Source organism: Catellatospora bangladeshensis (assembly GCF_016862575.1).
In the GTDB taxonomy this organism is placed as follows: Bacteria; Actinomycetota; Actinomycetes; order Mycobacteriales; family Micromonosporaceae; genus Catellatospora; species Catellatospora bangladeshensis.
In genome coordinates this window covers 125,906-152,082 of the sequence record NZ_BONF01000012.1, presented here as the reverse complement: position 1 = coordinate 152,082, position 26,177 = coordinate 125,906, and the positions used below count along the sequence as shown (strand labels likewise).

The 26,177-nt window shown below is 70.4% G+C and carries 26 protein-coding genes, 3 tRNA genes and 1 pseudogene; 12 read left to right on the top strand and 18 right to left on the bottom strand.

Annotated elements, in window-relative coordinates; genetic code table 11:
• Window positions 1-27: 27 nt before the first annotated feature.
• Window positions 28-666, bottom strand: coding sequence for a DUF6230 family protein (locus Cba03nite_RS13210; protein WP_203745623.1), 639 nt, complete (start codon window positions 664-666; stop codon window positions 28-30).
• Window positions 667-1,254: 588 nt separating this feature from the next.
• On the opposite strand from Cba03nite_RS13210, the gene Cba03nite_RS13205 reads away from it, so the two are divergent.
• Window positions 1,255-1,479 (top strand): winged helix-turn-helix domain-containing protein, encoded by a 225-nt coding sequence (locus Cba03nite_RS13205; protein ID WP_203745622.1) that lies wholly within the window; start codon window positions 1,255-1,257, stop codon window positions 1,477-1,479.
• 133 nt (window positions 1,480-1,612) lie between these two features.
• On the opposite strand, the gene Cba03nite_RS13200 is transcribed toward Cba03nite_RS13205, so the two are convergent.
• Window positions 1,613-1,685: transfer RNA gene (locus Cba03nite_RS13200), tRNA-Arg, on the bottom strand.
• Between the two features lie 56 nt (window positions 1,686-1,741).
• Window positions 1,742-1,832 (bottom strand) — tRNA-Ser (locus Cba03nite_RS13195).
• A 306-nt stretch (window positions 1,833-2,138) separates the two neighbouring features.
• Between Cba03nite_RS13195 and Cba03nite_RS13190 the strand changes: the two genes are divergently transcribed.
• Window positions 2,139-4,619, top strand: coding sequence for an MSCRAMM family protein (locus Cba03nite_RS13190; RefSeq protein ID WP_203745620.1), 2,481 nt, complete (start codon window positions 2,139-2,141; stop codon window positions 4,617-4,619).
• 58 nt (window positions 4,620-4,677) lie between these two features.
• On the opposite strand, the gene Cba03nite_RS13185 is transcribed toward Cba03nite_RS13190, so the two are convergent.
• Window positions 4,678-5,475, bottom strand: a complete 798-nt coding sequence (locus Cba03nite_RS13185; RefSeq protein ID WP_203745618.1) for a CPBP family intramembrane glutamic endopeptidase — start codon at window positions 5,473-5,475, stop codon at window positions 4,678-4,680.
• 63 nt (window positions 5,476-5,538) lie between these two features.
• Between Cba03nite_RS13185 and Cba03nite_RS13180 the strand changes: the two genes are divergently transcribed.
• Window positions 5,539-6,651, top strand: coding sequence for a globin domain-containing protein (locus Cba03nite_RS13180; RefSeq protein WP_203745616.1), 1,113 nt, complete (start codon window positions 5,539-5,541; stop codon window positions 6,649-6,651).
• Window positions 6,652-6,719: 68 nt separating this feature from the next.
• Here Cba03nite_RS13180 and Cba03nite_RS40295 read toward each other — a convergent pair.
• Window positions 6,720-7,673 (bottom strand): annotated as a pseudogene (locus Cba03nite_RS40295) (helix-turn-helix domain-containing protein); the annotation flags it as partial.
• 278 nt (window positions 7,674-7,951) lie between these two features.
• Between Cba03nite_RS40295 and Cba03nite_RS13170 the strand changes: the two are divergent.
• The 3 genes from Cba03nite_RS13170 (at window position 7,952) to Cba03nite_RS13160 (ending at window position 9,694) form a co-directional block, all read left to right on the top strand.
• On the top strand, window positions 7,952-8,770 hold the full coding sequence (locus tag Cba03nite_RS13170; RefSeq protein ID WP_373315751.1) for a hypothetical protein: 819 nt from the start codon (window positions 7,952-7,954) through the stop codon (window positions 8,768-8,770).
• Window positions 8,771-9,046: 276 nt separating this feature from the next.
• On the top strand, window positions 9,047-9,319 hold the full coding sequence (locus tag Cba03nite_RS13165) for a hypothetical protein (RefSeq protein ID WP_203745612.1): 273 nt from the start codon (window positions 9,047-9,049) through the stop codon (window positions 9,317-9,319).
• Window positions 9,320-9,538: 219 nt separating this feature from the next.
• Window positions 9,539-9,694 carry a lamin tail domain-containing protein gene (locus Cba03nite_RS13160; protein WP_203745609.1) on the top strand — a complete coding sequence of 52 codons (156 nt, stop codon included), beginning with the start codon at window positions 9,539-9,541 and terminating at the stop codon, window positions 9,692-9,694.
• Between the two features lie 80 nt (window positions 9,695-9,774).
• Here the strand turns inward: Cba03nite_RS13160 and Cba03nite_RS13155 are convergent, their stop codons facing one another.
• Window positions 9,775-10,056: a hypothetical protein gene (locus Cba03nite_RS13155; protein WP_203745607.1), complete on the bottom strand. Its 282-nt coding sequence runs from the start codon at window positions 10,054-10,056 to the stop codon at window positions 9,775-9,777.
• Window positions 10,057-10,605: 549 nt separating this feature from the next.
• Between Cba03nite_RS13155 and Cba03nite_RS13150 the strand changes: the two genes are divergently transcribed.
• Complete coding sequence (locus tag Cba03nite_RS13150) at window positions 10,606-11,622, top strand: GOLPH3/VPS74 family protein (protein WP_203745605.1); 1,017 nt, start codon at window positions 10,606-10,608, stop codon at window positions 11,620-11,622.
• Window positions 11,623-11,638: 16 nt separating this feature from the next.
• Here the strand turns inward: Cba03nite_RS13150 and Cba03nite_RS13145 are convergent, their stop codons facing one another.
• Together Cba03nite_RS13145 and Cba03nite_RS13140 are read right to left on the bottom strand one after the other, a co-directional pair.
• Complete coding sequence (locus Cba03nite_RS13145) at window positions 11,639-12,103, bottom strand: hypothetical protein (RefSeq protein ID WP_203745603.1); 465 nt, start codon at window positions 12,101-12,103, stop codon at window positions 11,639-11,641.
• A 213-nt stretch (window positions 12,104-12,316) separates the two neighbouring features.
• Window positions 12,317-12,403: transfer RNA gene (locus Cba03nite_RS13140), tRNA-Ser, on the bottom strand.
• Between the two features lie 75 nt (window positions 12,404-12,478).
• Between Cba03nite_RS13140 and Cba03nite_RS13135 the strand changes: the two genes are divergently transcribed.
• On the top strand, window positions 12,479-13,414 hold the full coding sequence (locus Cba03nite_RS13135; RefSeq protein ID WP_373315746.1) for an NAD(P)H-quinone oxidoreductase: 936 nt from the start codon (window positions 12,479-12,481) through the stop codon (window positions 13,412-13,414).
• On the opposite strand, the gene Cba03nite_RS13130 is transcribed toward Cba03nite_RS13135, so the two are convergent.
• The 7 genes from Cba03nite_RS13130 to Cba03nite_RS13100 all read right to left on the bottom strand — a co-directional run bounded on the left by Cba03nite_RS13130 (window position 13,411) and on the right by Cba03nite_RS13100 (window position 19,159).
• On the bottom strand, window positions 13,411-14,118 hold the full coding sequence (locus Cba03nite_RS13130) for a glycosyltransferase family 2 protein (protein WP_203745599.1): 708 nt from the start codon (window positions 14,116-14,118) through the stop codon (window positions 13,411-13,413). The genes Cba03nite_RS13135 and Cba03nite_RS13130 overlap by 4 nt on opposite strands.
• A gap of 150 nt (window positions 14,119-14,268) precedes the next feature.
• Complete coding sequence (locus Cba03nite_RS13125) at window positions 14,269-14,826, bottom strand: hypothetical protein (protein WP_203745597.1); 558 nt, start codon at window positions 14,824-14,826, stop codon at window positions 14,269-14,271.
• A gap of 34 nt (window positions 14,827-14,860) precedes the next feature.
• Complete coding sequence (locus Cba03nite_RS13120; protein ID WP_203745596.1) at window positions 14,861-16,276, bottom strand: sensor histidine kinase; 1,416 nt, start codon at window positions 16,274-16,276, stop codon at window positions 14,861-14,863.
• Window positions 16,269-16,958, bottom strand: coding sequence for a response regulator transcription factor (locus Cba03nite_RS13115; protein WP_203745744.1), 690 nt, complete (start codon window positions 16,956-16,958; stop codon window positions 16,269-16,271). The genes Cba03nite_RS13120 and Cba03nite_RS13115 overlap by 8 nt, the downstream gene beginning before the upstream one ends.
• 155 nt (window positions 16,959-17,113) lie before the next feature.
• Window positions 17,114-17,608: a hypothetical protein gene (locus tag Cba03nite_RS13110; protein ID WP_239125692.1), complete on the bottom strand. Its 495-nt coding sequence runs from the start codon at window positions 17,606-17,608 to the stop codon at window positions 17,114-17,116.
• A gap of 83 nt (window positions 17,609-17,691) precedes the next feature.
• On the bottom strand, window positions 17,692-18,621 hold the full coding sequence (locus Cba03nite_RS13105; protein ID WP_373315745.1) for a rhomboid family intramembrane serine protease: 930 nt from the start codon (window positions 18,619-18,621) through the stop codon (window positions 17,692-17,694).
• Between the two features lie 10 nt (window positions 18,622-18,631).
• Window positions 18,632-19,159: a peptidylprolyl isomerase gene (locus Cba03nite_RS13100; protein ID WP_239125691.1), complete on the bottom strand. Its 528-nt coding sequence runs from the start codon at window positions 19,157-19,159 to the stop codon at window positions 18,632-18,634.
• A 259-nt stretch (window positions 19,160-19,418) separates the two neighbouring features.
• Here Cba03nite_RS13100 and Cba03nite_RS13095 point away from each other — a divergent pair, with 259 nt between their 5' ends.
• The gene (locus Cba03nite_RS13095; RefSeq protein WP_203745595.1) at window positions 19,419-20,063 is read left to right on the top strand and encodes a hypothetical protein; all 645 of its coding nucleotides are present in this window, start codon (window positions 19,419-19,421) and stop codon (window positions 20,061-20,063) included.
• Between the two features lie 55 nt (window positions 20,064-20,118).
• Here the strand turns inward: Cba03nite_RS13095 and corA are convergent, their stop codons facing one another.
• From corA to Cba03nite_RS13080, 3 genes are all read right to left on the bottom strand, one after another.
• Window positions 20,119-21,186: a magnesium/cobalt transporter CorA gene (gene corA, locus Cba03nite_RS13090; RefSeq protein WP_203745738.1), complete on the bottom strand. Its 1,068-nt coding sequence runs from the start codon at window positions 21,184-21,186 to the stop codon at window positions 20,119-20,121.
• Window positions 21,187-21,712: 526 nt separating this feature from the next.
• Window positions 21,713-22,807 (bottom strand): aminotransferase-like domain-containing protein, encoded by a 1,095-nt coding sequence (locus Cba03nite_RS13085; RefSeq protein ID WP_203745594.1) that lies wholly within the window; start codon window positions 22,805-22,807, stop codon window positions 21,713-21,715.
• A gap of 177 nt (window positions 22,808-22,984) precedes the next feature.
• Window positions 22,985-23,383 carry a CBS domain-containing protein gene (locus tag Cba03nite_RS13080; protein ID WP_203745736.1) on the bottom strand — a complete coding sequence of 133 codons (399 nt, stop codon included), beginning with the start codon at window positions 23,381-23,383 and terminating at the stop codon, window positions 22,985-22,987.
• A 212-nt stretch (window positions 23,384-23,595) separates the two neighbouring features.
• Here Cba03nite_RS13080 and Cba03nite_RS13075 point away from each other — a divergent pair, with 212 nt between their 5' ends.
• Genes Cba03nite_RS13075 through Cba03nite_RS13065 form a run of 3 tightly spaced genes read left to right on the top strand, consistent with a single transcriptional unit; the run spans window position 23,596 to window position 26,094 of the window.
• Window positions 23,596-24,345 carry a phosphocholine cytidylyltransferase family protein gene (locus tag Cba03nite_RS13075; RefSeq protein ID WP_203745593.1) on the top strand — a complete coding sequence of 250 codons (750 nt, stop codon included), beginning with the start codon at window positions 23,596-23,598 and terminating at the stop codon, window positions 24,343-24,345.
• Window positions 24,333-25,403, top strand: coding sequence for an iron-containing alcohol dehydrogenase family protein (locus Cba03nite_RS13070; protein WP_203745592.1), 1,071 nt, complete (start codon window positions 24,333-24,335; stop codon window positions 25,401-25,403). Before Cba03nite_RS13075 ends, Cba03nite_RS13070 begins: the two co-directional genes overlap by 13 nt.
• Window positions 25,390-26,094: a CDP-alcohol phosphatidyltransferase family protein gene (locus Cba03nite_RS13065; protein WP_203745591.1), complete on the top strand. Its 705-nt coding sequence runs from the start codon at window positions 25,390-25,392 to the stop codon at window positions 26,092-26,094. Before Cba03nite_RS13070 ends, Cba03nite_RS13065 begins: the two co-directional genes overlap by 14 nt.
• Window positions 26,095-26,177: the final 83 nt, after the last annotated feature.

The following is a 26,177-nucleotide window of genomic DNA, read 5'->3' as shown; positions in this document are numbered from 1 at the left end:
GGAGCGGCGCGCCTCCAGCCGGGGCGCTCAGTTGATGGCGGAGTTCGGGAAACAGCCGGTGCTGTCCTGGGCGATGGACAGCGACAGCCCGGTCAGCGCGAACGTGCCGGCCTGCGTGCTGCGGGCGATCTGCTTGAGATCGGTGATGACGGCACGGTCGGCCTCCTGGCCGAACAGGCCGGCGTCGCCGTGGTTCGGGCCGCCCTTGGTCAGCTCCGACGCGTCCACACCGATGTCGATGTTGGTGAAGGTCGCGTCACCGCCGAGCTTGTCCATGCCGATGAGCAGGTTGGACGCCGTCACCGGCGCGCCCTCGGAACGGCCCGCCCGGATGTAGAGGGTGAAGTTGCCCAGGCCCGGGATCGGGGTGGTCACCGACTGGCACAGGTTCTCCAGCTCGGCGCTCTTGATGGCCGACATCGCCACGACGTGCGGGGTGCCGTTCTTCTCCATCAGCACGCCGCCGTACTGGGCGAAGCCCTTGCCGTCGAGCTTGTCGGCCGAGATCTTCGCGGTCTGCCCGGAGACGTGGAAGGTGACCGACACCGCGCCGTTGGCCACGCCGGCCATCAGGCCGGTCACGGCGATGGTCGCCGGGATCACCAGGGCGGCGAAGCGCCGCCATCTGGTACGCCCCAGTACCAGATTGCCTTGCGAGTCCTTCACAGGGACCTCCTCGCGATGGGGTTCAACCCGCGGCGCACCGCCTGCGGGGTCTGTCTTCGCCGCGCGCAGGATGCACCGCGCCCGGGGGTGGGCAAGATGTTTCACCCTTATGACGCGGACCACAAGAGGCAAGCTACTGGCCAGTAACAGTGGGTGGTCTGCATTTCCGGCGATCATCACGTTGCGTGATCGCTCGGGTCGGAGATCGGGTCGATTGCCCGCTTTGGGTATGGCGTCGGTCACCGACGGTGGAGGTTTACCGATCAGTAACGGTTTGGTAACGAGACCGTGCCCCGTAGGCCGAACGGCCGGGCCGGGACGCCATACGGATCTCCTGCGTATGCGCTGGATGGGCGCGGCGGCTCACGGCACACAGGTAGGAGCGGCCACCGCGCCCGGCACACCGTCTACGCGTCCCTCGCAGCAGCCGGCACACCCTCGGTCTCCGTCCCGTGGGGTGCGAGCCATGGGAAAGAGACCGTCATCACCATAAACGAGCTAGTTGACTATGTCTAGGTATCTCGCCCGGTGAGTTGATTCCGGACAAGTGACGGTGATCTACTACTGGGGCGAGCCATGGGAGATGGTATGACCGCAAAGTACGAGCGGCTGGCCAACGCCATCCGCGACAAGATCCGCTCGGGAGAGCTGAAGCCGGGCGACAAACTGCCCTCCATCAGCCAGATCCGCGAGGAGTACCAGATCAGCTACGGCTCGGTCCGCGGCGCCATGCTGGTGCTCAAGGCCGAGGGGCTGATCGAGGGACGGCAGGGGGACGGGGTCTTCGTCAAAGACCCGAACCGCCAGGACTGACCTGCTCCTCGTCACGCCACGCCCGCGCTGCCCTCCGGCGGTGCGGGCGCGATGGCGCGTACGCGAGCTCACCGCAGGCATCTGCCCGGGACATGAAAACGCCCCCCTGAACTGCTGTTCAGGGGGGCCTATGTGCGCCCGAAGGGACTCGAACCCCTAACCTTCTGATCCGTAGTCAGATGCTCTATCCGTTGAGCTACGGGCGCTTGCGTGCTGGATCAGCATACACGGCCGGTTTCCCGACCGCTCAGGTGGTCCTGCGCGGAGGCTCCGGGATTCGAACCCGGGAGGGGCTTTAAGACCCCAACCGCATTAGCAGTGCGGCGCCATAGACCGAACTAGGCGAAGCCTCCATGGTGGTCCCCAGGCTGCCCTGATGACCACCGACGCAGAAGAATACCGTGCCCCCACGGGAGAGAGCAAAGCGGATACCGTGTCGCGCTCCCTGGCTCGCGATGTGGCCTGCGCCACGCACCGCCCACAACCGGGCGGCGGCCCGGGCACCGGACATCTCGGCATGGTCCGCCCGACGGCGCAGCCGCGACACGAGACCGCCCGAAAGTACCTCACGTCACGTTGCCTCGATCCACTATCGTGCATCCGAACGGGGCCTCTTAACCCCGGTCCAAGCGCACATCCCTTCCCACCCTTGAGGAAACATGCGCAGATCACCTCTGCGCCGGGTCGGGCTGATGCTGCTGGCCGTGGTCGTCACAACTCTGGGCATGACCACGCCCGCACATGCAGCCGACACCGGCACGATCTCGGGCAAGATCACCTACAAGAACCAGCCGGTCGCGGACGTGTTCGTGTACGCCTTCGCCGAATCCGGCGCGAGCGGCTACGCCACCACCGACGCCAACGGCAACTACCAGATCGCCGACCTCCAGCCCGACCTGTATCGGGTCCAGGTCAGCGCGCAGGGCCACCCCACGCAGTACGCACCGGCCACCATCAGCTACTTCGACGCGGCGATGCACGCGGTCTCCACCGGCGTGAACACCGTGGTCAACGACGCGCTGGTGCCCATCGGCACGATCGCCGGACGGCTGGTGAACAGCTCCGGCGGCGGCATGGCCAACGCCATGATCGCCACGCACGACCCGGAGACCGAGGAGCCGACCGGCGGCTCGGCGTCCACCGACGCGCAGGGCTACTACAGCATGGTCGTGCCCGTGGGCACGCACGTCGTCTCCTTCACGATCGGCAGCTCCCGGCAGTACGTGCCGGGTGCGCGGGACTTCACCGACGCGCAGGCCGTCGCCGTCGCCGCGGACCAGACCGTCACCGTGAACGAGACGGCGCTGCCGAACGGCTCGGCCGCCGGCACCGTCCTCGACGCGGCCGGCCAGCGGGTCGGCTACGGCCTGGAGGTCATCTTCGCCAGCACCGAGGACCACCCGGAGTACGTGTACGCCAGCGCGTACACCGACGAGAACGGCGACTACCGGCTCGACGGCCTGCCGCCCGGCCCGTACCGGGTCATGTTCCGCCTCGCCAGCGGATCGATCATGCTGTACCCGCACACGATGGTCGAGTCCGCGGCGCAGACGGTGACCGTCGCCGAGAACGCGGTGACCGACGTCGACGACCAGCTCCTGGGCACCGGCACGGTCAAGGGCCGGTTCACCGTCGGCACCGAGGGCGCGGCCGGCGTGGAGGTCATCGCCCGCCCGGCCGGCGGCTACGGCGCGGCCTGGACGAACGCCGACGACGACGGCTACTACGAGATCGACGACGTCTTCGCGGGCTCCTACACGGTCGACTTCCGCGACCCGGACGGCGCGTTCGAGCAGTGGGCGACCGGCAAGCTGACCGAGGAGACCGCGAACATCTTCGCGGTGACCGCGGGCGGCACCACGACCGTGAACGACAGCCTGCTGCCGACGGGCACGGTCAAGCTGACGGCCAAGGACCTGACCTCGGGCGCCGCGGTCAAGGGTTTCACCGCGTCCGTGTTCACCGGCTACGGCCAGGCCGCCACCGACTCGCTGACGCTCACCGGCATCCCGATCGGCACGCACCCGATCTCGCTCAGCGCCGCCGGGTACGACTCGATCGACGGCGAGGTCAGCGTGACGGTCCAGGCCGGCAAGACGGTCACCGTGCAGGTGCCGCTGACCCGGATCCGGGCCCTGGCGGGCACCATCGTCGACCGGGCGACCGGCGCCGGGGTGCGCGGCGTCTGCGTGATGGCGGTCTCGGTGCCCCGGTTCGTGCTGCCCGACGGCTGCGGTGACAGCACCGACGAGAACGGCAACTACCGCATCACTTACCTGCCCGAGTCCGGCCCGGTCAAGATCTTCGTCGCGCCGTACGAGGAATCCCTGCACGGTGCGCAGTGGGTCGGCGCCACCGGCGGCACGGGTGACCAGCGGCAGGCGGTGACGGTCACCCCCGGCGCGCAGGGCTGGACCACCGGTCCCGCGATCAAGATGGACAAGCGAGCACTGCTCAAGGGCACCGTGACCAGTGAGACCGGGCAGCCGGTCGAGTGGGGCTCGGTCGGCATGTACGTTCCGCACCCGGGCGTCGGCGGCGGCTTCGGCGACGTGCAGGTCGACGAGGACGGCCGGTACAGCTCAAACTTCTTCGGGCCGTACAGCTGGCCGCTGGTCTTCGGCGCGACCGGCCACGCCGTGCAGTGGAGCGGCGGCAAGCCCGACCGCTTCAGCGCGATCCCGGTGAAGCTCACGGCGGGCACCACGACCACCTACAACTACAAGCTGAAGGTGGGCCAGGCGGTCAGCGGCAGGATCACGCTGCCCGAAACCGTCGACAAGCCGGGTGGGGACCGCCTCATCGCCAGCAACGTGACGACGAAGGACTACACCGCCGTCGGCGAGGTGCTGGCGGACGGCAGCTACACGATGCGGGTGCTGGGCCCGGTGCAGATGACGATCGAGTACGAAGGTCCGTGGCCGACCTACCAGTCGGTCCAGTTCACCGGCAAGCTCACCGTCGGTCGCCGGGACCAGCTGGTGAACTTCTGCGTGACCTCGCCCACCACGATGGTGATCTGCGGCAGCAAGGCCGCGATCGACGTGCCGCTGCAGCCCACACCGCCGGCCAGGCCGGTGCCGGGCACGATGCCGGCGCAGCCGGTGCTGCCGGGCGGCGGCGGGCCGCAGCCCCGGTGATCGCACCGCGGTGAAGCCGTACGGAGGGGGTGGCGTCACGCCGCCCCCTCCCGCCGTCTCAGATCCAGTCCAGGTGCTTGGCGAGCAGGGCGTACCCGACGAACGCCACGACGTCGAGCAGGGTGTGCGCGACGATCAGCGGCCCGGTGCGCTTGTAGCGCAGGAAGAACAGCGCGAACACCACGCCCATCACGGCGTTGCCGACGAACGCCCCGAAGCCCTGGTAGAGGTGGTACGAGCCGCGCAGCAGCGCGCTGGCGACGATGGCGGCGGGCGCCTGCCAGGACAGCTGGCGCAGCCGTGTGATCAGGTAGCCGACCACGACGACCTCCTCCAGCACCGCGTTCTGGACGGCGGCCAGTAGCAGCACGGGCACCGCCCACCAGACGCCGCCCAGGCCCTCGGCGACGACCGTGGCGTTGAGACCGAGTTCGCGCGCCCCCACGTAGAGGGCCAGGCCCGGGATGCCGATCAGGGCGGCCAGCAGCGCGCCCGCACCGGCGTCGAAGCCCTTGCGGGTGCCGTCGATCCCGAGCAGCCCGCGGGCGCCGAAGCGGCCGTCCCAGCCCGGCCCCCGGTTCAGCAGGTGCACCGCGAACAGGGCCGGGACCAGGGCGAAGAAGATGCGGGTGAGCTGGATCGCGAGGTCCAGCCAGGGGCGGTCGGGGGTGACCGCGGTGTTCAGCTCGGCCGCCTGCTGGTCCAGCGGGCCGGGCGCGGTGAGCTTCTCGATCAGCGACAGCACCGACAGCACGGCGGAGTGCCCGAGCGAGACCCCCAGCAGCAACCAGACCTCGTTGCGCAGCACCGTACGGGAGGGGGTGGAGATCCCCCGGACGAGCTCTTCAGCAGCCATGACATAAGAGGGTCGCACAGTCTGTGCGACGCGAGTACGCAGCGCGTTGACATCGTTACGAACGTGAGTGACCTTCAGCGGCTGTTGAAAGAGAGCTGGACCCTTGTCGAGGAGCAACAGGACAAGGTGGCCGGCTACTTCTACGCGCGGATCTTCCTCAACAACCCGGGGATCCGTGACATGTTCCCGGTGACGATGGACGTGCAGCGAGCCAGACTGCTGGGGGCGATCGTCACCGCGGTGCAATCGGTCGACGACCCGGACCGCTTCGACGAGTACCTCCGCTCGCTCGGCCGCGACCACCGGAAGTTCCAGGTGGTGCCGGAGCACTACGAGGTGATCGGCGCCGCGCTGCTGGAGGCGATCCGGACGTTCGCCGGGCCGGAGTGGAGCCACGAGTACGAGCAGGCCTGGCGTGACGCGTACGACGTGATCGCCCGCAAGATGCTGTCCGGCGCCACCGCCGACAGCAACCCGGCCTGGTGGCACGCCGAGGTGGTGGCGCACGAGCGCCGTTCCCGCGACATCGCGGTGCTCACCGTGCGGCCGTTCCAGCAGCTGGAGTACCGGGCCGGGCAGTACCTGTCGGTCGAGGTGCCGAAGTTCCACCCGCGGGTGTGGCGCACCTATTCGGTGGCGAACGCGCCGCGCACCGACAACACCATGGACCTGCACGTGCGGGCGCTGGGCGCGGGCTGGGTGTCCGGCGCGCTGGTGCGCCGGGTGCAGGCCGGGGACCTGCTGCGGCTGGCCGCGCCGATGGGCACCATGGTGCTGGACCGGCGTTCCACCCGCGACATCGTCTTCGTGGCCGGCGGCACCGGGCTGTCACCGATCAAGGCGCTGCTGGAGGACCTGACCACGTTCAACCGCACCCGCTGGGTGCACGTCTTCTTCGGCGCCCGCGACCGGGACGACCTATACGACCTCGGCTCGCTGCAGGCCCTGGCGGCGGCGTACCCGTGGCTGTCCATCGTGCCGGTGTGCAGCGACGACCCGGGCTGGGGCGGCGAGGAGGGCACCGTGACCGACGCGCTCAACCGCTTCGGGCCGTGGATGGAGCACGACTTCTTCGTGTCCGGCTCGCCGAACATGGTCCGCTCGACGCTGCGCTGCCTGACGCAGCTCAAGGTGCCCCAGACGCGCGTCCGGTACGACGCGTTCAGCGACCACTGACCGGCCCGTACGACGAACGAGGCCCGCCTTCCGGCGGGCCTCGTCTTTCGTTGTCAACGTGCGGGCACCGGCGGAGCCGACGTCACCGCCCGGAACCGCCATTGCAGCTGGAACCGCGCGTTCAGCGACGGGTCCTCCGTGCGCCAGGTGAACACCGCCTGCTCGGACTCCAGCTCGCGCACGATGGGCGTACGCAGCGGCGCCTCCTCGGCGGCCATGGACGTCTCCACCCCCCACACCTGGGGGTCCAGGAACGCCGGGAAGCGCATCTGCACCACGAGCCGCCGCGTGGGCAGCCGCACCGCCCGCTCGAACCAGGTGCCCCACTTCAGCTCGGGCACGCGGTAGCGATACTCGACCGTGGTCCGCTCGCCGGGGTAGAGCGGAAACCGGCCGTCGGTGTTCTCGAACAGCAGCCAGATCTCCTTGAACGCGTCCCGGTCCTGCTTCGCCCGCCACACCATCGGCTCGGCCGCCCCGGGGTCTCCGCAGTACGCCACCAGGCTCAGCTCCTCCAGCGCCAGCGGGTGGGCCCGGTGGTGGTCGTTGGAGCGCTGCGGCTGGCCCGGGTAGCGGTCCACCGCGACCCGGATGAGGTAACGCGTCACCGGCTCGTTCCCGGCGTTGTAGAGCGCCCGCCGCACGATGACCTGGTAGTCGCCGCCGACGTAGGTCAGCTGCGCCTCCTCCAGCTCGACCACCAGGCCGGTGCCCGGCGGCAGCCACTGGGCCGGCACCGCCGGCTCGCGGGTGAGCAGGGTCGCCGGGCCGCGGGCCTGCCTCGCCTCCTCGTACTCCTGGAAGCGGCGCCAGATGGCGCCGCCGGCGTTGAGCACCGCCTCAGCCCGCCGCGCGAAGTCCTCCGTGGGCCGATGTCTTCGGCCCTCTATGTGGCTGATGTACGAGGGATCAAAGCCCATCCTGCTGGCGAGCTGCTTCTTCGTCATGCCGCGGTCGATGCGCCATCGGCCGAGTTCCGTAGCGAAGGCCTCAACGGCACGCTCCACCGGCGAAACGCTCATGACCCGATCCCGCTCCGCTCGGTCATGCCACACCTCGCCCCCTCCTCCGCTTGTCGTGAATCCTCATTCTTCGCGGCCGGAGCATCAGCTGAGGAGAACTGCTGATTACCTGACATATGCCTTGACAAGCTGACAAGCGGCCAGCCGGTGCGGCAGCATCCGGAACCATGCCAGACGTGACACTCGGTGAGCTAAGTGGCGTAAACTGGTCTTGGTCTGGTTAGGCTAGCCTTATCGGGGTACAGTGAGCGCCTACCCCGCGTAACCGCGTGTCTGGGCTGGAAGGGAACGGTGAGGACCGGGTGCGTACGCTGACGCCACTGCTCCTGACCGACGCCCTGCGCCCCCTCAACGTCACGCTCAGTGCAGTGCGCCGTCGCAGCGGGTTCAACGCGGTCCACGGCCTCGCCGATCCGCTCGTGATCTCGGACACCCGGGGCTGGACCCCGGCCGGCGCCCTGCTCGACGGTTCCGCGCTGCCGGCCTTCTTCGACACCGCCGTCCAGCGCTGGGGCGCCGCCCCGCATGCCGCGGCGACGCTGGCCTGGAAGTCGTACAGCTACTGGCTCGCCATGCCCGCCGTGCTGAGCTGGGCGGTGGCCCGCCGGGTCCCGCTGGTCGACGCCGACCGCGTCGCGGTGCGCTTCGGCGGCGCGCCCGGCACCGCCCTGGTCCAGCTCGGCCTGCACCACCCGCAGGTCGCGGTGCTCCCCGACGACCCGCTGGCGCACGTGAACGTGCCCGGCATCACCGTCGTCCCGGACGAGACCGTGCTGCTCAAGACGCTGCGCACGAGCCTGCTCGAGGGCCACCTCGACCCGCTGTCCGAGCGCATCCGCGCCGGGGTCAAGGTCGGCCGGCGCACCCTGCTCGGCTCGGTCGCCTCCGGCATCGCGTACGCGGTGCTGCGCAGCGGCCACGCCCTGCACGGCCCCGCTCCCGAGATCGCGGGCACGCTGCTCGACGCGCTAGAGCTGAGCGACCTGGTGGACATCGGCTCGGACGAGGCCGGCCTGCCCACCGTGCACCGGCGCACCTGCTGCCTGGCGTTCACCCTGCCGCAGCCCAAGGTCTGCTCCGGCTGCTGCCTCCGCTGACCCGCCACCCTCCGGCGATCTTCACGCTATCGGGGACATCTCGGCGTCTCGGAAGATGAGACCGAGCTTCGCTCATATCGATCATGAATGGTCAGCGCCGGGCCACTCGGCGGTGGCCAGGCCACCATCCACATTCGATGAACAGAATGAGTCCGGCAGCTCGCCCCACCAGCGAGCATTCATTCGCCGCCGAAGGGGTGGTTCCCCACTACCGCCGATCCGCGCTCGTCGATAGGTTCCCAGGTACCTATCACTCCTAGTTATGGAGGTGTGACGATGCGCAACCGTAGCGGCATCGCCAAGCGGATCGCGGTCATCGGAGCGGCGGTCGTGGCATTCGCCGGGGCTTCCGCGATCGCGGCCACCCCGGCCCACGCCACGCCGGGCGACTGCAGCGCGTACCTGGCCGCGCAGGGCTTCGGCGGGCTGGAGCACGGCCTCGCCTGCACCCTGGGCGACATCTCGTACACGCTGTGCACCACGCAGCTCACCCTGCTCGCCGTGCCGCCGGCCACGGCGGACGTCGCCTGCCGACTGGCCGCGGCCTGATCCGGCACTGAACGGGTGCGGCCCTCGAACATCCTGGGTCCGAGGGCCGCACCCCCTCAATGTAAGGCCACGCGCGAGCGCGCAGGAGTGTCCAGTCCTCCGCCCGGCCGCCCCACCGGTCACACCGTCCGGCCAGGCGGCCTTCTCCGGTCACCGTGAGCCCGACGGGCCGTTACGACCCCGTCCGCGGCTCCGCCGTCAGGACCAGGAGAACCACCCTTGCAGAACAGGCTGACCGGGCTTGCCGCCGCTCTCAGCGGCGCGGCCGCCCACGTGTGGAACAACACCGGCGACACCGCGTACCAGCGCAACGCCGCCGGCACCACGATCGACACCTGCTCCTGGGGCAGCAGCGGCAGCCACACCTACTGCTGACGACCGGCCGGGCCCGGCGGGGAGGGAAGTCCCCCGCCGGACCCGGCAGGGGGCCTCCGCACCCGCGGCGGCATGCCCGCTCATCGGACCGCGGGAATCAGCGCGGTGATGCTGTCCGCGACCGACACGGCCGGTTCGGCCACCTCCGCGGCCAGCCGCAGCAGCGCCACCGCGCCGCGCTCGTCACCGCCGGCCGACACCTCCCGCGCCCGCCGCAGGAACGAGACGACCGGCACGTACGCCTCAGCCTCGGCCGCCTGCCCCGACCGGCGGAGCAGCCCGTCGATGCCGGCCGTCAGCCCGCCGCGCGTGCCGTGTCCCCACCCGGCCGCCGCGCCCCACTCCTGCTCGTACGTCGTCATGTCACCGGCCCCCTCGAACCGCCGAGCCACCGTCGCTCCCCCGAAAGTGCGTCTCCATACCCGCTCCCCTGTCCCGCACCACCCGGCCGCCCGCACCGCCGGCTCTGATGGCGCACTGATCGGAATAGCGATCCGCCGCCCCCGGTGGGGCCGCGAATCGCTCACCATCGACTCTCGGCCACGGCCGGGCAGGCTTCCAGAGCCCATGACACAGTTGGACACGAATGGCCACGCTCGGTCGTCATCCGGCATCGGCGGAGACAGCGGCGGACAAAGCTGATTCCGGAAGCCGCTCTTCGGTGACATGACAGTGCAGACACGGACACCGGAGAAGGCCCGGACGCCGCCGGCCGGCCGCCGTTGTGCCAATCCGTGACAGCGGTGACCAATCCCGCATGGTCACGTAATCCCTGGTCCAGACCTCGTTACCGCGCACGGGAACACCGCTGGACGGCCGCGTGACATTTCGTGACAGCGCGCAACGCATCTAGGATGACGTCTTCACGCATCGACATGCCTGGCGACTGACCAATCTGGAGCGGGGACGACATGGCCGAGTCGCTGACGGAACCGGCACGGGCACTTCTGCTCGCACTCGAGGAGCTGTACATAGCCGCCGACGAGCCGAGCTGCCGCACCATCGCCGACCGGATCAGCCGCCGGGTCAGAGAGCTGCCACCCGGATCCGGCGAACGGGTGACGCTGTCGCACAACACCGTGAACAAGGTCCTGCGCGCCCCGCATCTCGGGTCGCAGCAGCATCTGCTCGCGGTCGTCGCCTGCCTGCACGGCGCCGAGGTCGCCCGGTTCCAGGAGCTGTGGATCGCGGCCCGCAAGGCCGAGCCGAAGAACACCCGCCAGGCGGCGCAGACGGGCCGGGCGGCCGCCGCCGCGGCGCAGTCCACGGCCGAGGGCGACGGCCGGCTCGGGCTGGCCGAGGAGTTCTTCCTCGTCAACCACGACCGGGACGGCGACGCCTACATCGGCGAGAGCTCCCTGGGGCTGGGTGTGGCGGGCGCGATTCTCATCGAGCTGGCTCAGGCCGGGCTGATCACGGTGGGCGAGCGGGTCGTGGTCGACGACTCCGCCGACCGCACCGGCCACCCGTACGCCGTCTTCGCCGACCTCATCGCCACGGCCGACCCCGAGCGGCGGGACCAGCAGCTCTGGCGCTGGGTACGCGACCTGCAGGCGGAGGCGCTACGCCAGGTCAGCCAGCGGCTGGAGGACGCCGGGCTGGTCACGCCGGAGGACAGCCGTTCGCCCCTGCGCTGGCTCGGCCGCAAGCTGCGCTACCGGCCGAGTGCGGATCCGGCCGCCGGAGCGCCCGCGAGCAGCCTGCGCCGCGTGCTGACCAGGGTCGAAGCCGAGGACGTGCCGACGGTGATCCTGGCGGCGCTGGTCGACGTCACCGAGGGGCACGAGTGCATCCTGGTGAAGCTGCCCAGGGCGCAGATGAGGCAGCGCATCGAGGGCCTGGCCGCAACGCTGCCGCCGTGGACCCGCGAGGTGGTCGCTGCCGTGGACCGGGCGATCGCGGAACGCGCCATCAAGCCGCTGCCCTGAGCCGCTCGGCTGCCCGTCAGTGCAGCGTGGTCGTGCCCACTCCGGCGATGAACGCCGCACCGACGTAGTTGCGCCGGTCCTGGGCCGCCATCGAGATCCCCATCGAGTCGCGATGGTCACCGACGTTCACCTCTTGGGCGAGCACCCGGAACTCCCGCTTCGCCCCATCCAGCTTCATGCTGCGTCCCTGGTCCAGCCCCAAGAAGTGCCCGATCTCGAACGACCCGCGCTGGATAATCGCGCCCCCGCCGGTGATGGGCGTCCAAGCCTCGGCGCTCATGACCTCGGCGACGTCAGGCGGGGGCGGCGCGGCGAACCGGACATCGAACAGGTAGGCCTTGCCCTCCTCCGAACTCGGTGCGGTGCCGCGCAATATGACTGAATCCAGCGTTCCGCTCGGCAGCCGCCCGAAATCAAGCGGCCCCACGACCCAGCCCTTGCGGACCGGTGCGGTCCTCCACCCAGCGAGATCGAGATGCATGTCCGTCCCCCGTCGACGACCGTCCGATGTGCCGCGGGCGCCAGTACCGGCCGCGACGTATCCTGCGCCCAGGCTACCGGCCGTGACCTGCGCAGATGGTCGGTTTCGCTGGTCACCGCGCGCCATCGCGGGCGCAGGACACCCCCACGAACCAGGGGCTGACGGAGAGATCTCTCCCCGTCAGCCCCTGGCTGCGTCTGTACTGCTCCTCGGCGGAGGGTAAGGGATTCGAACCCTTGAAGACATCGCTGCCTTAGTGGTTTTCAAGACCACCGCCATCGGCCACTAGGCGAACCCTCCCGGCACATCGCCGACGACCAGTGTGCCAGACGCGCCGCGCTCATGCCCGTGCCGGTTCTGGGAGAAGATGGTCGGGTGCGCGCGATGACGATCCCCACCAAGGGCGAACTGGCCTGGTCAGAGGTGCCGGACCCGGTGCCGGGCCCGGATGAGGTCCTGATCCGGACAGCGGCCACCGCCGTGAACCGCGCCGACCTGCTCCAGGTGGCCGGCTTCTACCCGCCCCCGCCCGGCGCACCGGAGTATCCCGGCCTGGAGTGCTCCGGCACCGTCGTGCACGCCGCCGGTGGCTGGCGCGACGGCGCCGAGGTGTGCGCCCTGCTGGGCGGCGGCGGCTACGCCGAGCTGGTGGCCGTGCCCGCCGCGCACGTGCTGCCGGTGCCGTCCGGGATCGACGTGGTGACCGCGGGCGGTCTGCCCGAGGTGGCGTGCACGGTCTGGTCGAACCTGACCATGGTGGCGGGCCTGCAAGCCGGGGAGACCGTGCTGATCCACGGCGGCGGGAGCGGCATCGGCACGTTCGCGATCCAGTACGCCAAGGCGCTGGGTGCGCGGGTGGTGACGACGGCGCGGGCGGTCAAGCACGAGCGGCTGCGGGAGCTGGGCGCGGACGTGTGCCTGGACTACACCGTCGACGATTTCACCGAGGTCGGCGCGGATGTGGTGCTCGACATCATGGGCGCGTCGTACCTGGAGCGCAACGTGCGGGCGCTGGCGACCGGCGGGCGGCTCGTGGTGATCGGGCTGCAGGGCGGCACGAAGGCGGAGCTGAACCTGGGCGCCCTGCTGGCGAAGCGGGCGAGCGTGGCGGCGACCGCGCTGCGCGCCCGCCCGGCGGCGGAGAAGGCCGAGATCGTCGCCGGGGTACGCAGGGACGTGTGGCCGCTGCTGGAGTCCGGCGCGATCCGGCCGGTGGTCGATCGCACCCTGCCGCTGGCCGAGGCGGCCGCCGCGCAGGCGGTCGTGGCCGCCGGCGCGCACGTCGGCAAGGTGCTGCTGGTGGCCGGTTAGGCGCCGGTGCGCTGCTTCGGCACGGGGCGGAAGCGCTCGCGGGTGAGGATGAGCAGCGCCTCGATCCCGTCCATCGCGGTGATCTTCTTGCCCTCTTCGCGGGTGCGCGCGGTGTAGCTGATCGGCACCTCGTACGGCCGGATCTTGCGGCGCAGCAGCTTGCCGGTGGCCTCGGCCTCCATGCCGAAGCCCTTGGACTTGATGTTCAGCGAGCGGTAGAGCTCCAGCGGCATCAGCTTGAAGCAGGTCTCCAGGTCGCCGATGTACGAGTTGAACATGATGTTGGCGAACAGGGTGACGCCCTTGTTGCCCATCACGTACCAGAACGAGAACGCCGCGTGGCCGCCGAAGCTGCGGTTTCCGTAGACGACCTTGGCTCGGCCGTCGAGCACGGGCTCCAGCAGCTTCGGGATGTCCTTGGGGTCGTACTCCAGGTCGGCGTCCAGGATGACCATGTAGTCACCGGTCGCGGACTCCACGGCGGTGCGGATGGCCGCGCCCTTGCCGGCGTTCTTGGCGTGGTGGAACGCCTGCAGCCGGGGGTCGTCGCAGCTGTTCAGGATGTCGGCGGTGCCGTCGGAGCTGCCGTCGTTGACCACGACCAGCTCGGTCTCGCACGGGTAGTCGACCGCCAGCGCCTGCTTGAGCGCTTCACCAAGCCGGGCCTCTTCGTTGTAGACCGGCATGAGAATCGATAGCTTCACGGGGCTCTCCGCTGCTGGAGCTGGCTGGAACCCGCTGAGTCTAGCCGCTGTGGAGGGGGCATGCACATTCGGCGAGGTCAGCCCCTCTTGACAGAAAGGAAGGGCACCTTATTAACCATATTCGTTAAGAAGGTGCCCTTCCTTGCCCGGCTACTTCGTGAGGGGGATCACGATCAGCCGGGCGGTGGGGGTGTCGCCCTGCTTCGGGCCGGCCAGGGCCACGGTCGCGCCGGGCTTCAGCTCGGTGGGCTGGATGGTGGCGCGCTTCTCGACGACCCGCAGCTTCTCGGCGTACTTCCAGGTCAGGGTGAAGCCGTCGGCGGACTTCACGGTGATCGAGTCGCCGTCGATCGCGGTGACCGTGCCGCGCTGCACCAGCACGGTGACCGGGCCCTGCTTCGTCTCGACGACGGCCTCGCCGTGCAGGGTGCCGCGGCGCAGGGCCACCCGCAGCGCGTGCCGCTTGCGCCAGTTGCGCAGCCCCTCCTCGCCGGGCTCGCCCTTCTCCGGGGACGGTGAGGCGGTGAGGGCCAGCGTGGTCTCGGCGGGCACCAGGTCCGCGGGCTCGACGCCCATCGCGGCGAGCGCCTCCGCCTCGACCGAGGCGACCAGTTCGGTGGCGACCCCGGGCACGTCCGTGGGGCCGCAGGCGGTCAGGCCGAGCAGCGCGGCCAGGCCGAGGGCGACGGTGAGGCTCAGTCTCTTCATGAGGACAGGCTGACCGGGCGCGGGCAGCGCGCGGTCAGGCCGATGTACGGGGCAGGTAAACCGTGAACCGGGCGCCGCCCTCGGGCGCGTGACCGGCCTCGATGGTGCCGCCGAGGCGGCGGGCCAGCCTGGCCGCGAGCGCCAGGCCCAGGCCGCTGCCGGTCTGCCGGATGCCCTGGTAGCGCTGGTGCAGCGCGCCGCGCTGGAATGCGACGGCGAGGTCGTCGTCGGTGAGCCCGGGGCCGCCGTCGCGCACCTCGACCCCGGTGCGGTCGGGCAGCGGGTGTACGGCGAGCACGAGCGGGCAGCCCGCGGGCAGCACCCGCAGCGCGTTCTCGACCAGGCCGTCCACGATCTGGCGCAGCCGGACCGGGTCGGTGTGGGTCCACACCTCGTGCGCGGGCACCTCGGCGCGCAGGCCGACCCCGGCGCGCTCGGCGCGGGGCGCGAACGCGCGTTCGGCGGCGCGTACCAGCGAGACCAGCTCGACGTCGGCGGGCTGGATGGCGAAGTCGGCGGCGTCCAGCCGGGCCAGTGACAGCAGGTCGGCGACGAGCCGGTCCAGCCGTTCGGCCTCGGCGAGCACGGTCTGCCCGACGTCCTGCGCGGCGTCGGCGCCGACCACGCCGTCGGACAGCGCCTCGGCGTACCCCCGGATGGTGGTCAGCGGGGTGCGCAGCTCGTGGGAGATGGAGAGCAGGAACTCGCGCTGGCGGCCCTCGCTGACGGCCAGCGCCTCGGCCAGCTCGTTGATCGACTGGGCGAGGCGCTCCACCTCCTCGGGCGGCTCGGCGGCCAGCCGGACCGTACGGTCGCCGGAGCTGAGCCGGGCCGCGGCCGTCGCCGCGTTGCGGATGGGGCGGGCCAGGCGGCGGCCGAGCAGGACTCCGGCCAGCACGCCCGCGCCGAGCCCGGCGAGCAGCGGCAGCCACAGGTTGCGCAGCACCTGGCGGGTGATGCCGGTGGCGGCGGGCCGCGCGAGCACGACGCCGTCGCCGTTGCCGAGCACCCGTCCCTCGACCATGGAGAGGCGGCCGCCGACCATGGCGAGGCGCTCGCTGACCGCCTCCCCGCCCGCGATCCGGGCGACCAGCCGGTCGGGCAGCCCCGGCCGGTCCGGCTGCCCAGCGGTGATCAGGTACGCGTCCGCGCCGTCATCGATCTTGCGGAGTTGGTCCATCAGGCGGGCGTCGGCGGCCGCGGCCCGGCGGGTGCGCAGCACCTGCGCCACCACCTCGGTCTGTGCAGCCAGGCCCTCGCGGGCGGCCTGCTCGGCGGCGCGGGCGGCCAGCGGCACCGCGACCAGCGCGGTCACCAGCACCGAGATCAGCGCGACGATCACCCCGGCCAGCACGGCGCGGGTGGTCAAGGTGGTGGTGCTGCGCGTGGGCCGGGGCGGCGCCGCCAGCACCCGGATCGGCACGGTCAGATCGGCACGGCGGTCAGGCATCGGCGGTGTACCCCACGCCCCGGACCGTGCGCACGATGCCCGCGGCGTCGCCGAGCTTGGCCCGGACCTGCGCCACGTGCACGTCCACGGTCCGCGTGCCGCCGTGCGCGGCGTACCCCCAGACGGTGCTGAGCAGCTCGTCGCGGGTGTAGACCCGCCCCGGCCGGCTCATCAGGTGCGCCAGCAGGTCGAACTCGGTGCTGGTCAGCTGCACGGCCGCCCCGCCGACGGTGACCTCGCGCCGCGCCGGGTCCAGCCGCACCGCCCCCACGCTGCGCGTGCGATCCGGCTCCGGCGTCCCGCCCGCCCGCCGCAGCACCGCCTTCAGCCGCGCCACCAGCTCCCGCGGACTGAACGGCTTGGTCAGGTAGTCGTCGGCCCCCAGCTCCAGCCCGACGATCCGGTCCACCTCGTCGTCCCGCGCGGTGAGAAAGATGATCGGCACCCACACGTCCTCGGCCCGCAGCCGCCGGCAGATCTCGGTCCCGTCCATCGACGGCAGCGCGATGTCCAGCACACACGCGACCGGCCGCACCCGCCGCGCCGCCGCCAGCCCCGCCGCCCCGTCACTCTCGACCTGGACCCCATACCCCTCACGCTGCAGATAAAGCCGGATCAGATCAGCGATAGGCCGCTCGTCCTCCACGACGAGCACCAGCCCCTTCTCACCCACGCCGCCCATCATCTCGGCCTCATGTACGAGCCACGTAAGCCCCAGCCCCCAAAAGTGCGACGATCTTGCGCGGACTGTGGGTGCGACACGCACAAAGCGGTCATATCCCTAACAGTTCACGCAAGATCGTCGCGATCTTGCAGCACCCCGGGGAGTGGGGTGGGTCAGGCGCCGACGAGGTGGTCGGCGAAGGAGGTGTAGGGGGTGGGGTTCAGGCCGGCGGTGCGCTGGGCTACGAGCTTCGGTTTGAAGACGTGGCTGAAGAGGGCGTCCAGGTGCCAGACCTGCTTGGGGTGGCCGGCGTGGATCCAGAAGCGCTCGCGGATGCCGTCGACGGCGGTCGCGGCGAACTCGATCGCGGACAGGCGCGGGTCGGGGTGCCAGGTGACGTTCGCCAGGTGGCGCAGGTCGGTGTTGAGGTGCAGCCGCAGCCGGCGCAGGATGCGGCTCTCCTGGGTGATCACCAGGCGGCGGTAGGTCAGCAGCAGCAGGAACTCACGGCCGAGCGGGCGCTCGGGGCGCAGCGCGCGCGCGACGAGGACGGTGGCGTCACCGGCCTCGACGCAGCGGCGGAAGATCGGCATGTGCCGGCTGACCGTGGCCATGGGGATCCCGGCCTCGCCGGTGGCGGGGAGGAACGTACGCGAGAAGACGTCCATGTAAGGAGCAACGAGCGCGCGTGACCAACGTCACGCGAGTCACTCATGCGATCCATTATTGACATATCTCGACGTAACCAGCGTCAGCGCGTGAAGCTCAGCGCGAACGTCGCCAGCAGCAGCACGGTCAGCATGCCGCCGAGCACTCCGGCCTGCACCACGGTGCGGTTCTGGCGTGGCGCGTACGCCAGGCCGAAGCCGCAGATCGCCCCGGTGACCAGGCCGCCGAGGTGCCCCTGCCACGAGATGCCCGGGATGGAGAAGCTCAGGATCACGTTGATCACGATGATCGGGACCACCGACATGGCGTCCCGGCCCAGCCGCCGCAGCACGAAGAAGTACGCCGCGAACAGGCCGTAGACCGCCGTCGACGCGCCGGCCGACAGCGCGCCGGGGCTGAGCACGTAGCACGCGACGTTGCCGCCCAGGCCGCAGATCAGGTAGAGCGCGCCGAACCGGATCGGGCCGAGCGCCGCCTCCAGCGAGCGCCCCAGCACCCACAGCGCCCACATGTTCAGCGCCAGGTGGATGATCCCGTAGTGGATGAACATGGCGGTGAACAGGCGGTAGTAGGCACCGTTGTCGATGCCGGTGTACGCCTCGTAGCACATCCCGGTGTCCGGGTTGCCCAGCCCGCAGAAGTCCGGGCCGATCACGCCGCCCAGGAACTGGATCTTCGTGGCGCCGGTGAACAGGCCGCCGTCGAAGCCCGCCGCGGCACCCGCCAGCACCAGGCCGAGCAGGAACACCGCCACGTTGATCCCGATCAGGGCCTTGGTGACGTACCCGTGCATGCCCACCTGGGAGCCGCCGAAGTGGGTGAGGGCCGGACGCTGGGTGCGCCGGCCCTCCGCCACGCACTCGGGGCACTGGTGCCCGACCGACGCCGAGATCATGCAATCCGGGCAGATCGGCCGCGAGCACCGCGTACAACTGAGATAGGTCTCCCGACCCGGGTGGCGGTAACACGTCGGAACGGGCGGCTGGCCACCCAGGGGTGCGGGAGACGTCATGGGTGCGAGACTAGCGCTCAATCTCGATTCGCTCGATGACGATCGCGTCCCGCGGGCGGTCGGCGGCGTCGACCGGCGTGCTGGAGATGGCGTCCACGACCTTCTGCGAGTCCGCGTCGGCGACCTTGCCGAAGATCGTGTGCTTGAAGTTCAGCCAGCTCGTCGCCGCGGTGGTGATGAAGAACTGCGAGCCGTTGGTCTTCGGGCCGGCGTTGGCCATGGCCAGCAGGTACGGCGCGTTGAAGCTGAGCTCCGGGTGGAACTCGTCGTCGAAGGTGTAACCGGGGCCGCCCCGGCCGGTGCCGGTCGGGTCACCGGTCTGGATCATGAAGCCGTCGATCACGCGGTGGAACGGGGTGCCGTCGTAGTACGGCCCCGTGATCGGCTGACCGGTCCGCGGGTCTTTCGCACCCTCCTTGGTGCCCTCCGCCAGCTCCACGAAGTTCTGCACGGTCTTCGGGGCGTGGTTCGGGTAGAGCTCCAGGCGGATGGGACCGGCGCTGGTGTGCAGGACGGCGTAATTGGCCTGAGCCTTCACGGCTGACTCCTGAATATCCGATGGTCAGTTACCGACAGATTCTCCCATGTGCCCGTTCCGGGTGTGCGAAGGCGTCCGGCGAGGCAGTATGGCACTCGGGGACATGAACGAGGCGCGCTTTCGTGCTGACGGCGCGCCTTGCGATACCACCGCACGGGCGCGGGGGCGTCCGGCGGAAACGGCTGGACGGTGCGGGGGCGCCGTCCAGGAAGGGCGGGGGAAGATGCTCGGATTCAGACAGAAGACGCGCGGGGAGCTCATGCGCGACGAAATGGGGCAGAGCTGGGAGCATTTCCTGCAGGCGGCGACACACGCCGCCGGCGGGGTCGGCGCCTCCTTCGGCCCGACCACCGGACGCATGCGCCGCGCCACGTCTCGCGGCATGGACTCGACGATGACCACGCTGGCGCCGCTCGTCGCGGCATACCGGGAGGGCGCGGCGGACGCCATGAAGTCCTCGCAGAAGGCGTACGCGAAGGCGGCCAAGAAGAAGAAGGGGGCCCACGTGTCTCGTGGTGGCAACACGGGGATGCTGATCGGCCTGCTGGCCGCCGGCGCCGCCGTCGGAATCGCCGGTGCGCTCGTCATGAAGCGCCGCCGTCAGCAGCAGTGGTCGGAGTACGACCCGAGCCAGGCGCTGGAGTCGATGCGCTCGGAGACCAGGTCCATGACGGACAAGGTGAGCGGCAAGGCCGAGAACGTGATCGACAAGGCGACGCAGCACACCACCAAGGCCATGGACAAGACCGCGGACAAGCTCCAGTCGGCGTCCTCGTCGCTCAAGAGCGGCCGGGACAACATGAAGGCGCGGGTCAACGAGACGGCCGAGGCCGCCAACGACGCCACCGACAGCTACCTGTCGAAGTACGAGTCGACGACCGGCTCGAAGAACAGCCGCATGTGACGCCGAGGGTTGAGAAGGGCACCTTCTTCTACGCCGACGGAGGTGCCCTTCCTTTTCATAGCCAGCCGGAGCGGCGGAGGATGCGGTAGATGGCGAACGAGATCAGCACCATCACCGTCAGGATCGCGGGGTAGCCGTAGCGCCACTCCAGCTCGGGCATGAAGCGGAAGTTCATGCCGTAGATGCCGGCGAAGGCGGTCCAGACGGCGGCGATACTCGCCCAGGCGGCGACCTTGCGCATGTCGTTGTTCTGGTCGACGGTCACCTGGGCCAGCCGTGCCTGCATGATCGAGATCAGCAGGTCGTCGAACGAGGTGACCTGGTCCACGACGCGGGCCAGGTGGTCCTGCACGTCGCGGAAGTACTTGCGCAGCTCCTTGGTGACCTCGGGGGTGTCGCCGATCAGCAGCTGCAGCGGGCGCTGCAACGGCAGCACCGCGCGCTTGAACTCGACCAGCTCCCGCTTGAGCTGGTAGATGCGCTGCATGCGGCCGCTGCCCGTGGTGTCGCGGGCGAAGACGCTCTCCTCGATCAGGTCCACGTCCAGGCTGATGCCCTCGGCCGCCTCCAGGTAGAGGTCGACCACGTGGTCGAGCACGCCGTACGCCACCGCCCAGGGGCCGATCTTGAGCAGCTCCGGGCGCTGCTCCAGGTGCTCGCGCACCGGCTTGAGCCGGCAGGCCGTGCCGTGCCGGACGGAGACCACGAAGTCCGGGCCGATGAACAGCATGATCTGGCCGGTCTCGACCACCTCGGAGTGCTCGGTCAGCTCCTTGTGCTCCACGTAGCGGGCGGTCCGCACGACCAGGAAGTGCACGTCGCCGAACTGCTCCAGCTTCGGCCGCTGGCCCGCGCTGACCACGTCCTCCACGGCCAGCTCGTGCAGGCCGAACGCGTCGGCGATGCCCGCCATCTGGGTCGCGTCGGGCGCGTGCAGGCCCAGCCAGACGAACGAGCCCCGCTGCCGACGGGCGGCGGCCAGGGTCTGCCGGTAGTCGCCCACCGCGGGCTGCCGGACGCCGTCGAGGTAGAGGGCGCAGTCCACGATCGCGTCGCGCTGCCCGGCCTGCGCCGGCACGGGCGCCTCGTCGTCCCCGGCCAGCCCGGACACCAGCCTGGTCATCGCCCGCGCCGGGGCGGTGATGGCTCTGGTCAGCCGGTCCCCGTTGGAGGATCGCCGGCCGTTGTCGTCCCGGACGTCGTCAACCACGGCTCGCCTCCTCCACCCCGGGGCACCCCGCTCGGGGATTCCGGAGACAGGCTACTTGCCCGGGATCTCGGCGCGGTGACGCCGATCGGCGCGCGGCCCCCGGCGCGTTGCGGGCGGGTGCTACCAAAATGGCGCCGGGTGGACCCAGGTGAGCCGCGGTCGGGGGGAGTGCGGCTCGGGTCCACCCGGCGCCTGGAACGACACCCGGGGTGGGGGGTGGGTGACGCTCCTCTTTATTGGGGGCGGGGGCAATGCGTGTCAGGGCTCCCGTGCACCGTGCGCGAACGTGGCCACCGTGGTGGCCGCATGTCCGGCGGTCAACCGGCGACGTGCGCCCGACGCATTGTGATCCACGTAACCTGGCCAAGGGAACCCCGCAGCGCCCCGCACTAACTGTCAGAAATACGACAGAACTCGGTCAGATATCCGAATTGGCGAATCAACCGCGAACCGCGTCGATCGCCTCGGCGAGGCGGCGTACGCCCTCGTCGATCTGATCCACGGTGACCGCGCTGAATGCCAGGCGCAGCGCATTCTGCCCGCCCTCCAGCAGGAAGTCGGAGCCCTTGACCACGGCCACGCCGCGCTCGGCCGCGGCCGGCAGCAGCTTGTCCACGTGCACGTCCGCGGGCAGCTCGATCCAGAGGAAGTAGCCGCCGTCGGGCTCGGTGAACGAAACGCCGTCGATCCGCTTGCGCAGCGACTCCGCCAGCACGGAGGCGCGCTCGGCCAGCGCCGCGCTCACCGTGGCCACCGAGCGGTCGATGTCGCCGGAGGCGCAGAACTCGTACACGATGCCCTGCGCGACCTGGCCCGCCGAGATGTACAGGTTGGTGGCCCTGCCCGCGATCGCGTCGATCAGGCCCTTCGAGCCGACCAGGTAGCCGACCCGGACGCCGGGGCAGACGGTCTTCGTGAACGAGCTGGCGTGCACGACCACGTCGCCGCTGTCCATCGAGAGCATCGTCGGCAGCGCGTCGCCGCGGAACCGGATGTCGACGTACGGGTCGTCCTCGAAGATCGTGAAGCCGTACTCGGCGGCCAGCGCGAGCAGCTCCCGGCGCTTGTCCAGGGAGAGCGTCACGCCCGCCGGGTTCTGGTAGTTCGGGATGATGTGCGCCAGCTTCGGGCGCACGCCCGACTCCAGCAGGGCACGCAGCTCGGCGGTGTCGATGCCGTCCGGGTGCAGCGTGACCTGGTGCACGACCGCGCCGAGGTTCTTCAGGTTCAGCAGCGTCCGGTCGTACGTCGGCTTCTCCACCACGACGTGGTCACCGGGCTGGACGAGGTGGTTGAAGAGGAAGGCGTCGGCCTGCAGGGAGCCGTTGGTGATCAGCACCTGGTCGACGGCGACCCCGTGCTTGGCCGCGATCCACTTGCGCAGGGGCGCGTAGCCGTAGGAGTTGCCGTACGCGGTGAGCCCGGCCGGGTCGTTGGCGAAGGCGCGGACAGCCGCGGCGCTGAGCCCCTCGACATCGACGATGTCCAGGCTCGGGGCGCCCCGGGCGAACGAGATGAGCTGCTCGGCGGTCATGGGAACAGGTTAGTGCGCCCGAAATGCGAGAACGCCCCACCCGCCCGCGCCGCACCGCAGGTCATCCCTCCGCGCAGGATCTCAACGAGCCCACGCGGAGGGAAGACCTTTTGTCCATTGGTATCCGTATCGCCAGGGCGCTCCGCGCGAAATCTTCCGGAGGCCGGGCGCGCCCGCTCAGACCGACGCGGCGGCCTCGGCGCGGCGCAGTGCCCATACGCGCATCAGATCGCGGACCGAGATGATCCCGAGCACCTCGTCGCCGTCGAGCACGACCAGGTGCCGGAAGCCGCCGCGGGCCATCGCCATCGCCGCCTCCTCCAGGCTCCAGTCGGGCGCGGCGTAGACGACGTCCCAGGTGATGTGGTTCGCGCAGAGTTCGACGTCGGGGTCCAGCCCGGCGCCGACCGCGTTGAGGACGTCTCGCTCGGTCATGATGCCGAGCCCTTCGCCGTCCGGATCTATCACGATCGCCGAGCCGACCCGGCGCATCGCCATCAGCTGGGCCGCCTGGCGCAACGTGTGCTGCGGGCCGACCATGAGGACGGGCTTGCTCATTGCCTCACGAACGTGCATCGCGTGCGCCTGTGCAGCGTTAGCCATATGCAATCACCCCTTCGGAACGCAACCCCATTGAAACGCACCGTACGGACATCTTGGGCGAGGTTCCGGTCAACTCACAAGACTTGTTATGCCCCGGCGTCTGTGCTGGGCGTCGCCTCCCGCGCTGAGTGCAGTAGCCTTCACCAGCGACGCAACACCCTCTTCCCCCTCTCGAAGGAGCCACCATGATCGGTATGGTGCTGGCCGCGGGCGCCGGGCGCCGGCTGCGCCCCTACACCGACACGCTGCCCAAGGCCCTGGTGCCGGTGGACGGCGAAACGACGATCTTCGACATCGCGCTGCGCAATCTGGCGAAGGTCGGGCTCACCGAGGTCGTGGTCGTGGTCGGCTACCGGGCCGAGGCCGTGGAGGTCCGCAAGGCCGCCCTGGAGGAGAAGTACGGCGTCACCCTCACCCTCGTGCACAACGACAAGGCCGAGGAGTGGAACAACGCGTACTCGCTGTGGCTGGCCCGCGAGCACTTCGCCCGGGGCGCGCTGCTCGTCAACGGCGACACCGTGCACCCGGTCTCCGTCGAGCAGACCCTGCTCGCCGCCGCGCAGGACGAGAAGTACGCCGACGCGGGCATCATCCTGGCCCTCGACGACCAGAAGAAGCTGGCCGACGAGGAGATGAAGGCGATCTTCACCGAGGACGGCCTGCTCCAGAAGATCACCAAGCTGATGGACCCGGAGACCGCGCACGGCGAGTACATCGGCGCCACGCTGATCCGCCCCGAGGCCGCCGAGGCGCTGGCCGACGCGCTGAAGACCACCTTCGAGAGCGACCCCAACCGCTTCTACGAGGACGGCTACCAGGTGCTGGCCGACCGCGGGGGCGTCATCCGCGGCGCGTCCATCGGGAACGTCTCCTGGGTCGAGGTCGACAACCACGACGACCTCGCCCGTGCGCGGGAGATCGCATGCCACTACTGACCCGTTCGGTGCAGACCCCGCTGAGCATCGACGTCCGGCGGGGGGCGGTGGCCGGGCTCGCCTCGCTGCTCGCCGACCGCCGCATCTCCGCCGGCGGCGACGTCGCGGTGGTGGTCGGCCCCGGCCAGGGTCAGCGGATCGTGGACATGATCGGCCCAACCCTCCAGCGGGCCGAGTTCATCAACATCGAGGGCGGCACCCTGGAGTCCGCCCTCGACCTGGGCCAGCGGCTGCGCGGGCGCAACTACGACGCGATCGTGGGCATCGGCGGCGGCAAGACCATCGACACCACGAAGTACGCCGCGACCCGGGCCGGCATCCCGATGGTCAGCGTGGCCACCACGCTGGCCAACGACGGCATCGCCTCCCCCGTGGCCAGCCTCGACCACGACGGCGCCCGCCCCTCCTACGGCGTGCACATCCCGCTGGCCGTGGTCGTCGACCTGGACTTCGTCGAGTCGGGGCCGGACCGGTCCACCCGGGCCGGCATCGCCGAGACGCTGAGCAACATCAGCGCCATCGCCGACTGGGAGCTGGCCCATCAGACCCGCGGCGAGCCGGTCGACGGCCTCGCCGTGGCCATGGCCCGCTCCGGCGCCGAGGCGGTGATCAACCACCCCGGCGACATCAGCGACGACGGCTTCGTGACGCTGCTGGCCGAGGCGCTGATCACCAGCGGCCTCGCGATGGCCATCTGCGGCACGTCCCGGCCGTCGAGCGGCGGCTGCCACGAGATCTCGCACGCGCTCGACATCCTCTACCCCGGCACCGCCGGGCACGGCGAGCAGTGCGGCGTCGGCGCGCTGTTCTGCACGTACCTGCGCGCCTCGCTGGACAAGGTGCACGAGGCGCGGTTCGCGCAGATCAGCGCCTGCCTGAAGCGGCACGGGCTGCCGCGTACGCCGGCCGACCTCGGGCTGACCGACGAGCAGTTCGTCGACGCGGTCGAGTTCGCGCCCCGGACCCGGCCCGACCGGTACACGATCCTGGAGCACCTCGACCTCAGCCGCGACGAGCTGGGCGAGCGGGTGGCAGACTACGCGGATGCCGTCCACTGACACGCTGACCCCGCACCGCCCCGGTGTCGCCGACTTCTACGCGGTGAACCGGGGCGGCGGGCTGTTCTCCGAGGCCCTCAGCCAGCGCATCGGCGCGGTGATCGCCCTGGTCGCTTCGCGCACCGGCACGAAGCCGACCACGCTCACCCTGATCAACCTGTTGCTCGGCATCGCGGTGTCGACGGTCTTGGTGCTGCGCGCGCAGGACGGCACGGATGCGATCACGCCCGCGTATGGGCTGCTCGCGCTGCTGGGCTGGCAGTTTGCCTACGCCCTCGACTGCGCGGACGGGCAGCTCGCCCGGGTGACCGGGCAGGGCAGCCTGGCCGGAGCCCGCATCGACATCCTGTGCGACGTGGCCTCGCAGATCCTGCTGGTCACCGCGCTGGTGGCGATCGGCCGCCCGCCGCTGTGGCTGGGCGCGCTGTTCGCCGGCTCGTGGATGGTCAACCTCGTCACCAGCGTCCTGGCCACCAGCGACAAGGCCGCCTCGATGGTCACCTCGACCTCGCTGCCGGTCCGCCTGGTCAAGCTGGTCCGCGACTACGGCGCGGTCATCTTCGTGGCAGGACTGGTGCTCACCCTCGCGCCCGCCCTGACGATCTGGTTCATCGCCGCCTTCACCGTCGTGAACTTCGGCTTCCTCCTGGCCAGCATCGCCTTCACCGCGCGCACCGCCTACCGCTCCTGACGGCCGTGCCCGCGCTGCTGTGGGCGCAGTTTCAGAGAAACTGCGGCTTCGCGCGCTCCCTAGAGCGCACTTTCCCCGAAACT

Excerpts from the sequence above, each read along its gene's own strand:
- corA (WP_203745738.1), bottom strand. The coding sequence starts at position 21,186 with ATGACCAGGCTGGTGTCCGGGCTGGCCGGGGACGACGAGGCGCCCGTG.
- Cba03nite_RS13145 (WP_203745603.1), bottom strand. The coding sequence starts at position 12,103 with ATGCATCTCGATCTCGCTGGGTGGAGGACCGCACCGGTCCGCAAGGGC.
- Cba03nite_RS13105 (WP_373315745.1), bottom strand. The coding sequence starts at position 18,621 with ATGACGTCTCCCGCACCCCTGGGTGGCCAGCCGCCCGTTCCGACGTGT.
- Cba03nite_RS13085 (WP_203745594.1), bottom strand. The coding sequence starts at position 22,807 with ATGACCGCCGAGCAGCTCATCTCGTTCGCCCGGGGCGCCCCGAGCCTG.
- Cba03nite_RS13095 (WP_203745595.1), top strand. The coding sequence starts at position 19,419 with ATGCGCGACGAAATGGGGCAGAGCTGGGAGCATTTCCTGCAGGCGGCG.
- Cba03nite_RS13165 (WP_203745612.1), top strand. The coding sequence starts at position 9,047 with ATGCGCAACCGTAGCGGCATCGCCAAGCGGATCGCGGTCATCGGAGCG.
- Cba03nite_RS13185 (WP_203745618.1), bottom strand. The coding sequence starts at position 5,475 with ATGGCTGCTGAAGAGCTCGTCCGGGGGATCTCCACCCCCTCCCGTACG.
- Cba03nite_RS13190 (WP_203745620.1), top strand. The coding sequence starts at position 2,139 with ATGCGCAGATCACCTCTGCGCCGGGTCGGGCTGATGCTGCTGGCCGTG.
- Cba03nite_RS13125 (WP_203745597.1), bottom strand. The coding sequence starts at position 14,826 with ATGAAGAGACTGAGCCTCACCGTCGCCCTCGGCCTGGCCGCGCTGCTC.
- Cba03nite_RS13075 (WP_203745593.1), top strand. The coding sequence starts at position 23,596 with ATGATCGGTATGGTGCTGGCCGCGGGCGCCGGGCGCCGGCTGCGCCCC.
- Cba03nite_RS13110 (WP_239125692.1), bottom strand. The coding sequence starts at position 17,608 with ATGGACGTCTTCTCGCGTACGTTCCTCCCCGCCACCGGCGAGGCCGGG.
- Cba03nite_RS13155 (WP_203745607.1), bottom strand. The coding sequence starts at position 10,056 with ATGACGACGTACGAGCAGGAGTGGGGCGCGGCGGCCGGGTGGGGACAC.
- Cba03nite_RS13205 (WP_203745622.1), top strand. The coding sequence starts at position 1,255 with ATGACCGCAAAGTACGAGCGGCTGGCCAACGCCATCCGCGACAAGATC.
- Cba03nite_RS13150 (WP_203745605.1), top strand. The coding sequence starts at position 10,606 with ATGGCCGAGTCGCTGACGGAACCGGCACGGGCACTTCTGCTCGCACTC.
- Cba03nite_RS13115 (WP_203745744.1), bottom strand. The coding sequence starts at position 16,958 with ATGGGCGGCGTGGGTGAGAAGGGGCTGGTGCTCGTCGTGGAGGACGAG.
- Cba03nite_RS13070 (WP_203745592.1), top strand. The coding sequence starts at position 24,333 with ATGCCACTACTGACCCGTTCGGTGCAGACCCCGCTGAGCATCGACGTC.
- Cba03nite_RS13120 (WP_203745596.1), bottom strand. The coding sequence starts at position 16,276 with ATGCCTGACCGCCGTGCCGATCTGACCGTGCCGATCCGGGTGCTGGCG.
- Cba03nite_RS13080 (WP_203745736.1), bottom strand. The coding sequence starts at position 23,383 with ATGCACGTTCGTGAGGCAATGAGCAAGCCCGTCCTCATGGTCGGCCCG.
- Cba03nite_RS13065 (WP_203745591.1), top strand. The coding sequence starts at position 25,390 with ATGCCGTCCACTGACACGCTGACCCCGCACCGCCCCGGTGTCGCCGAC.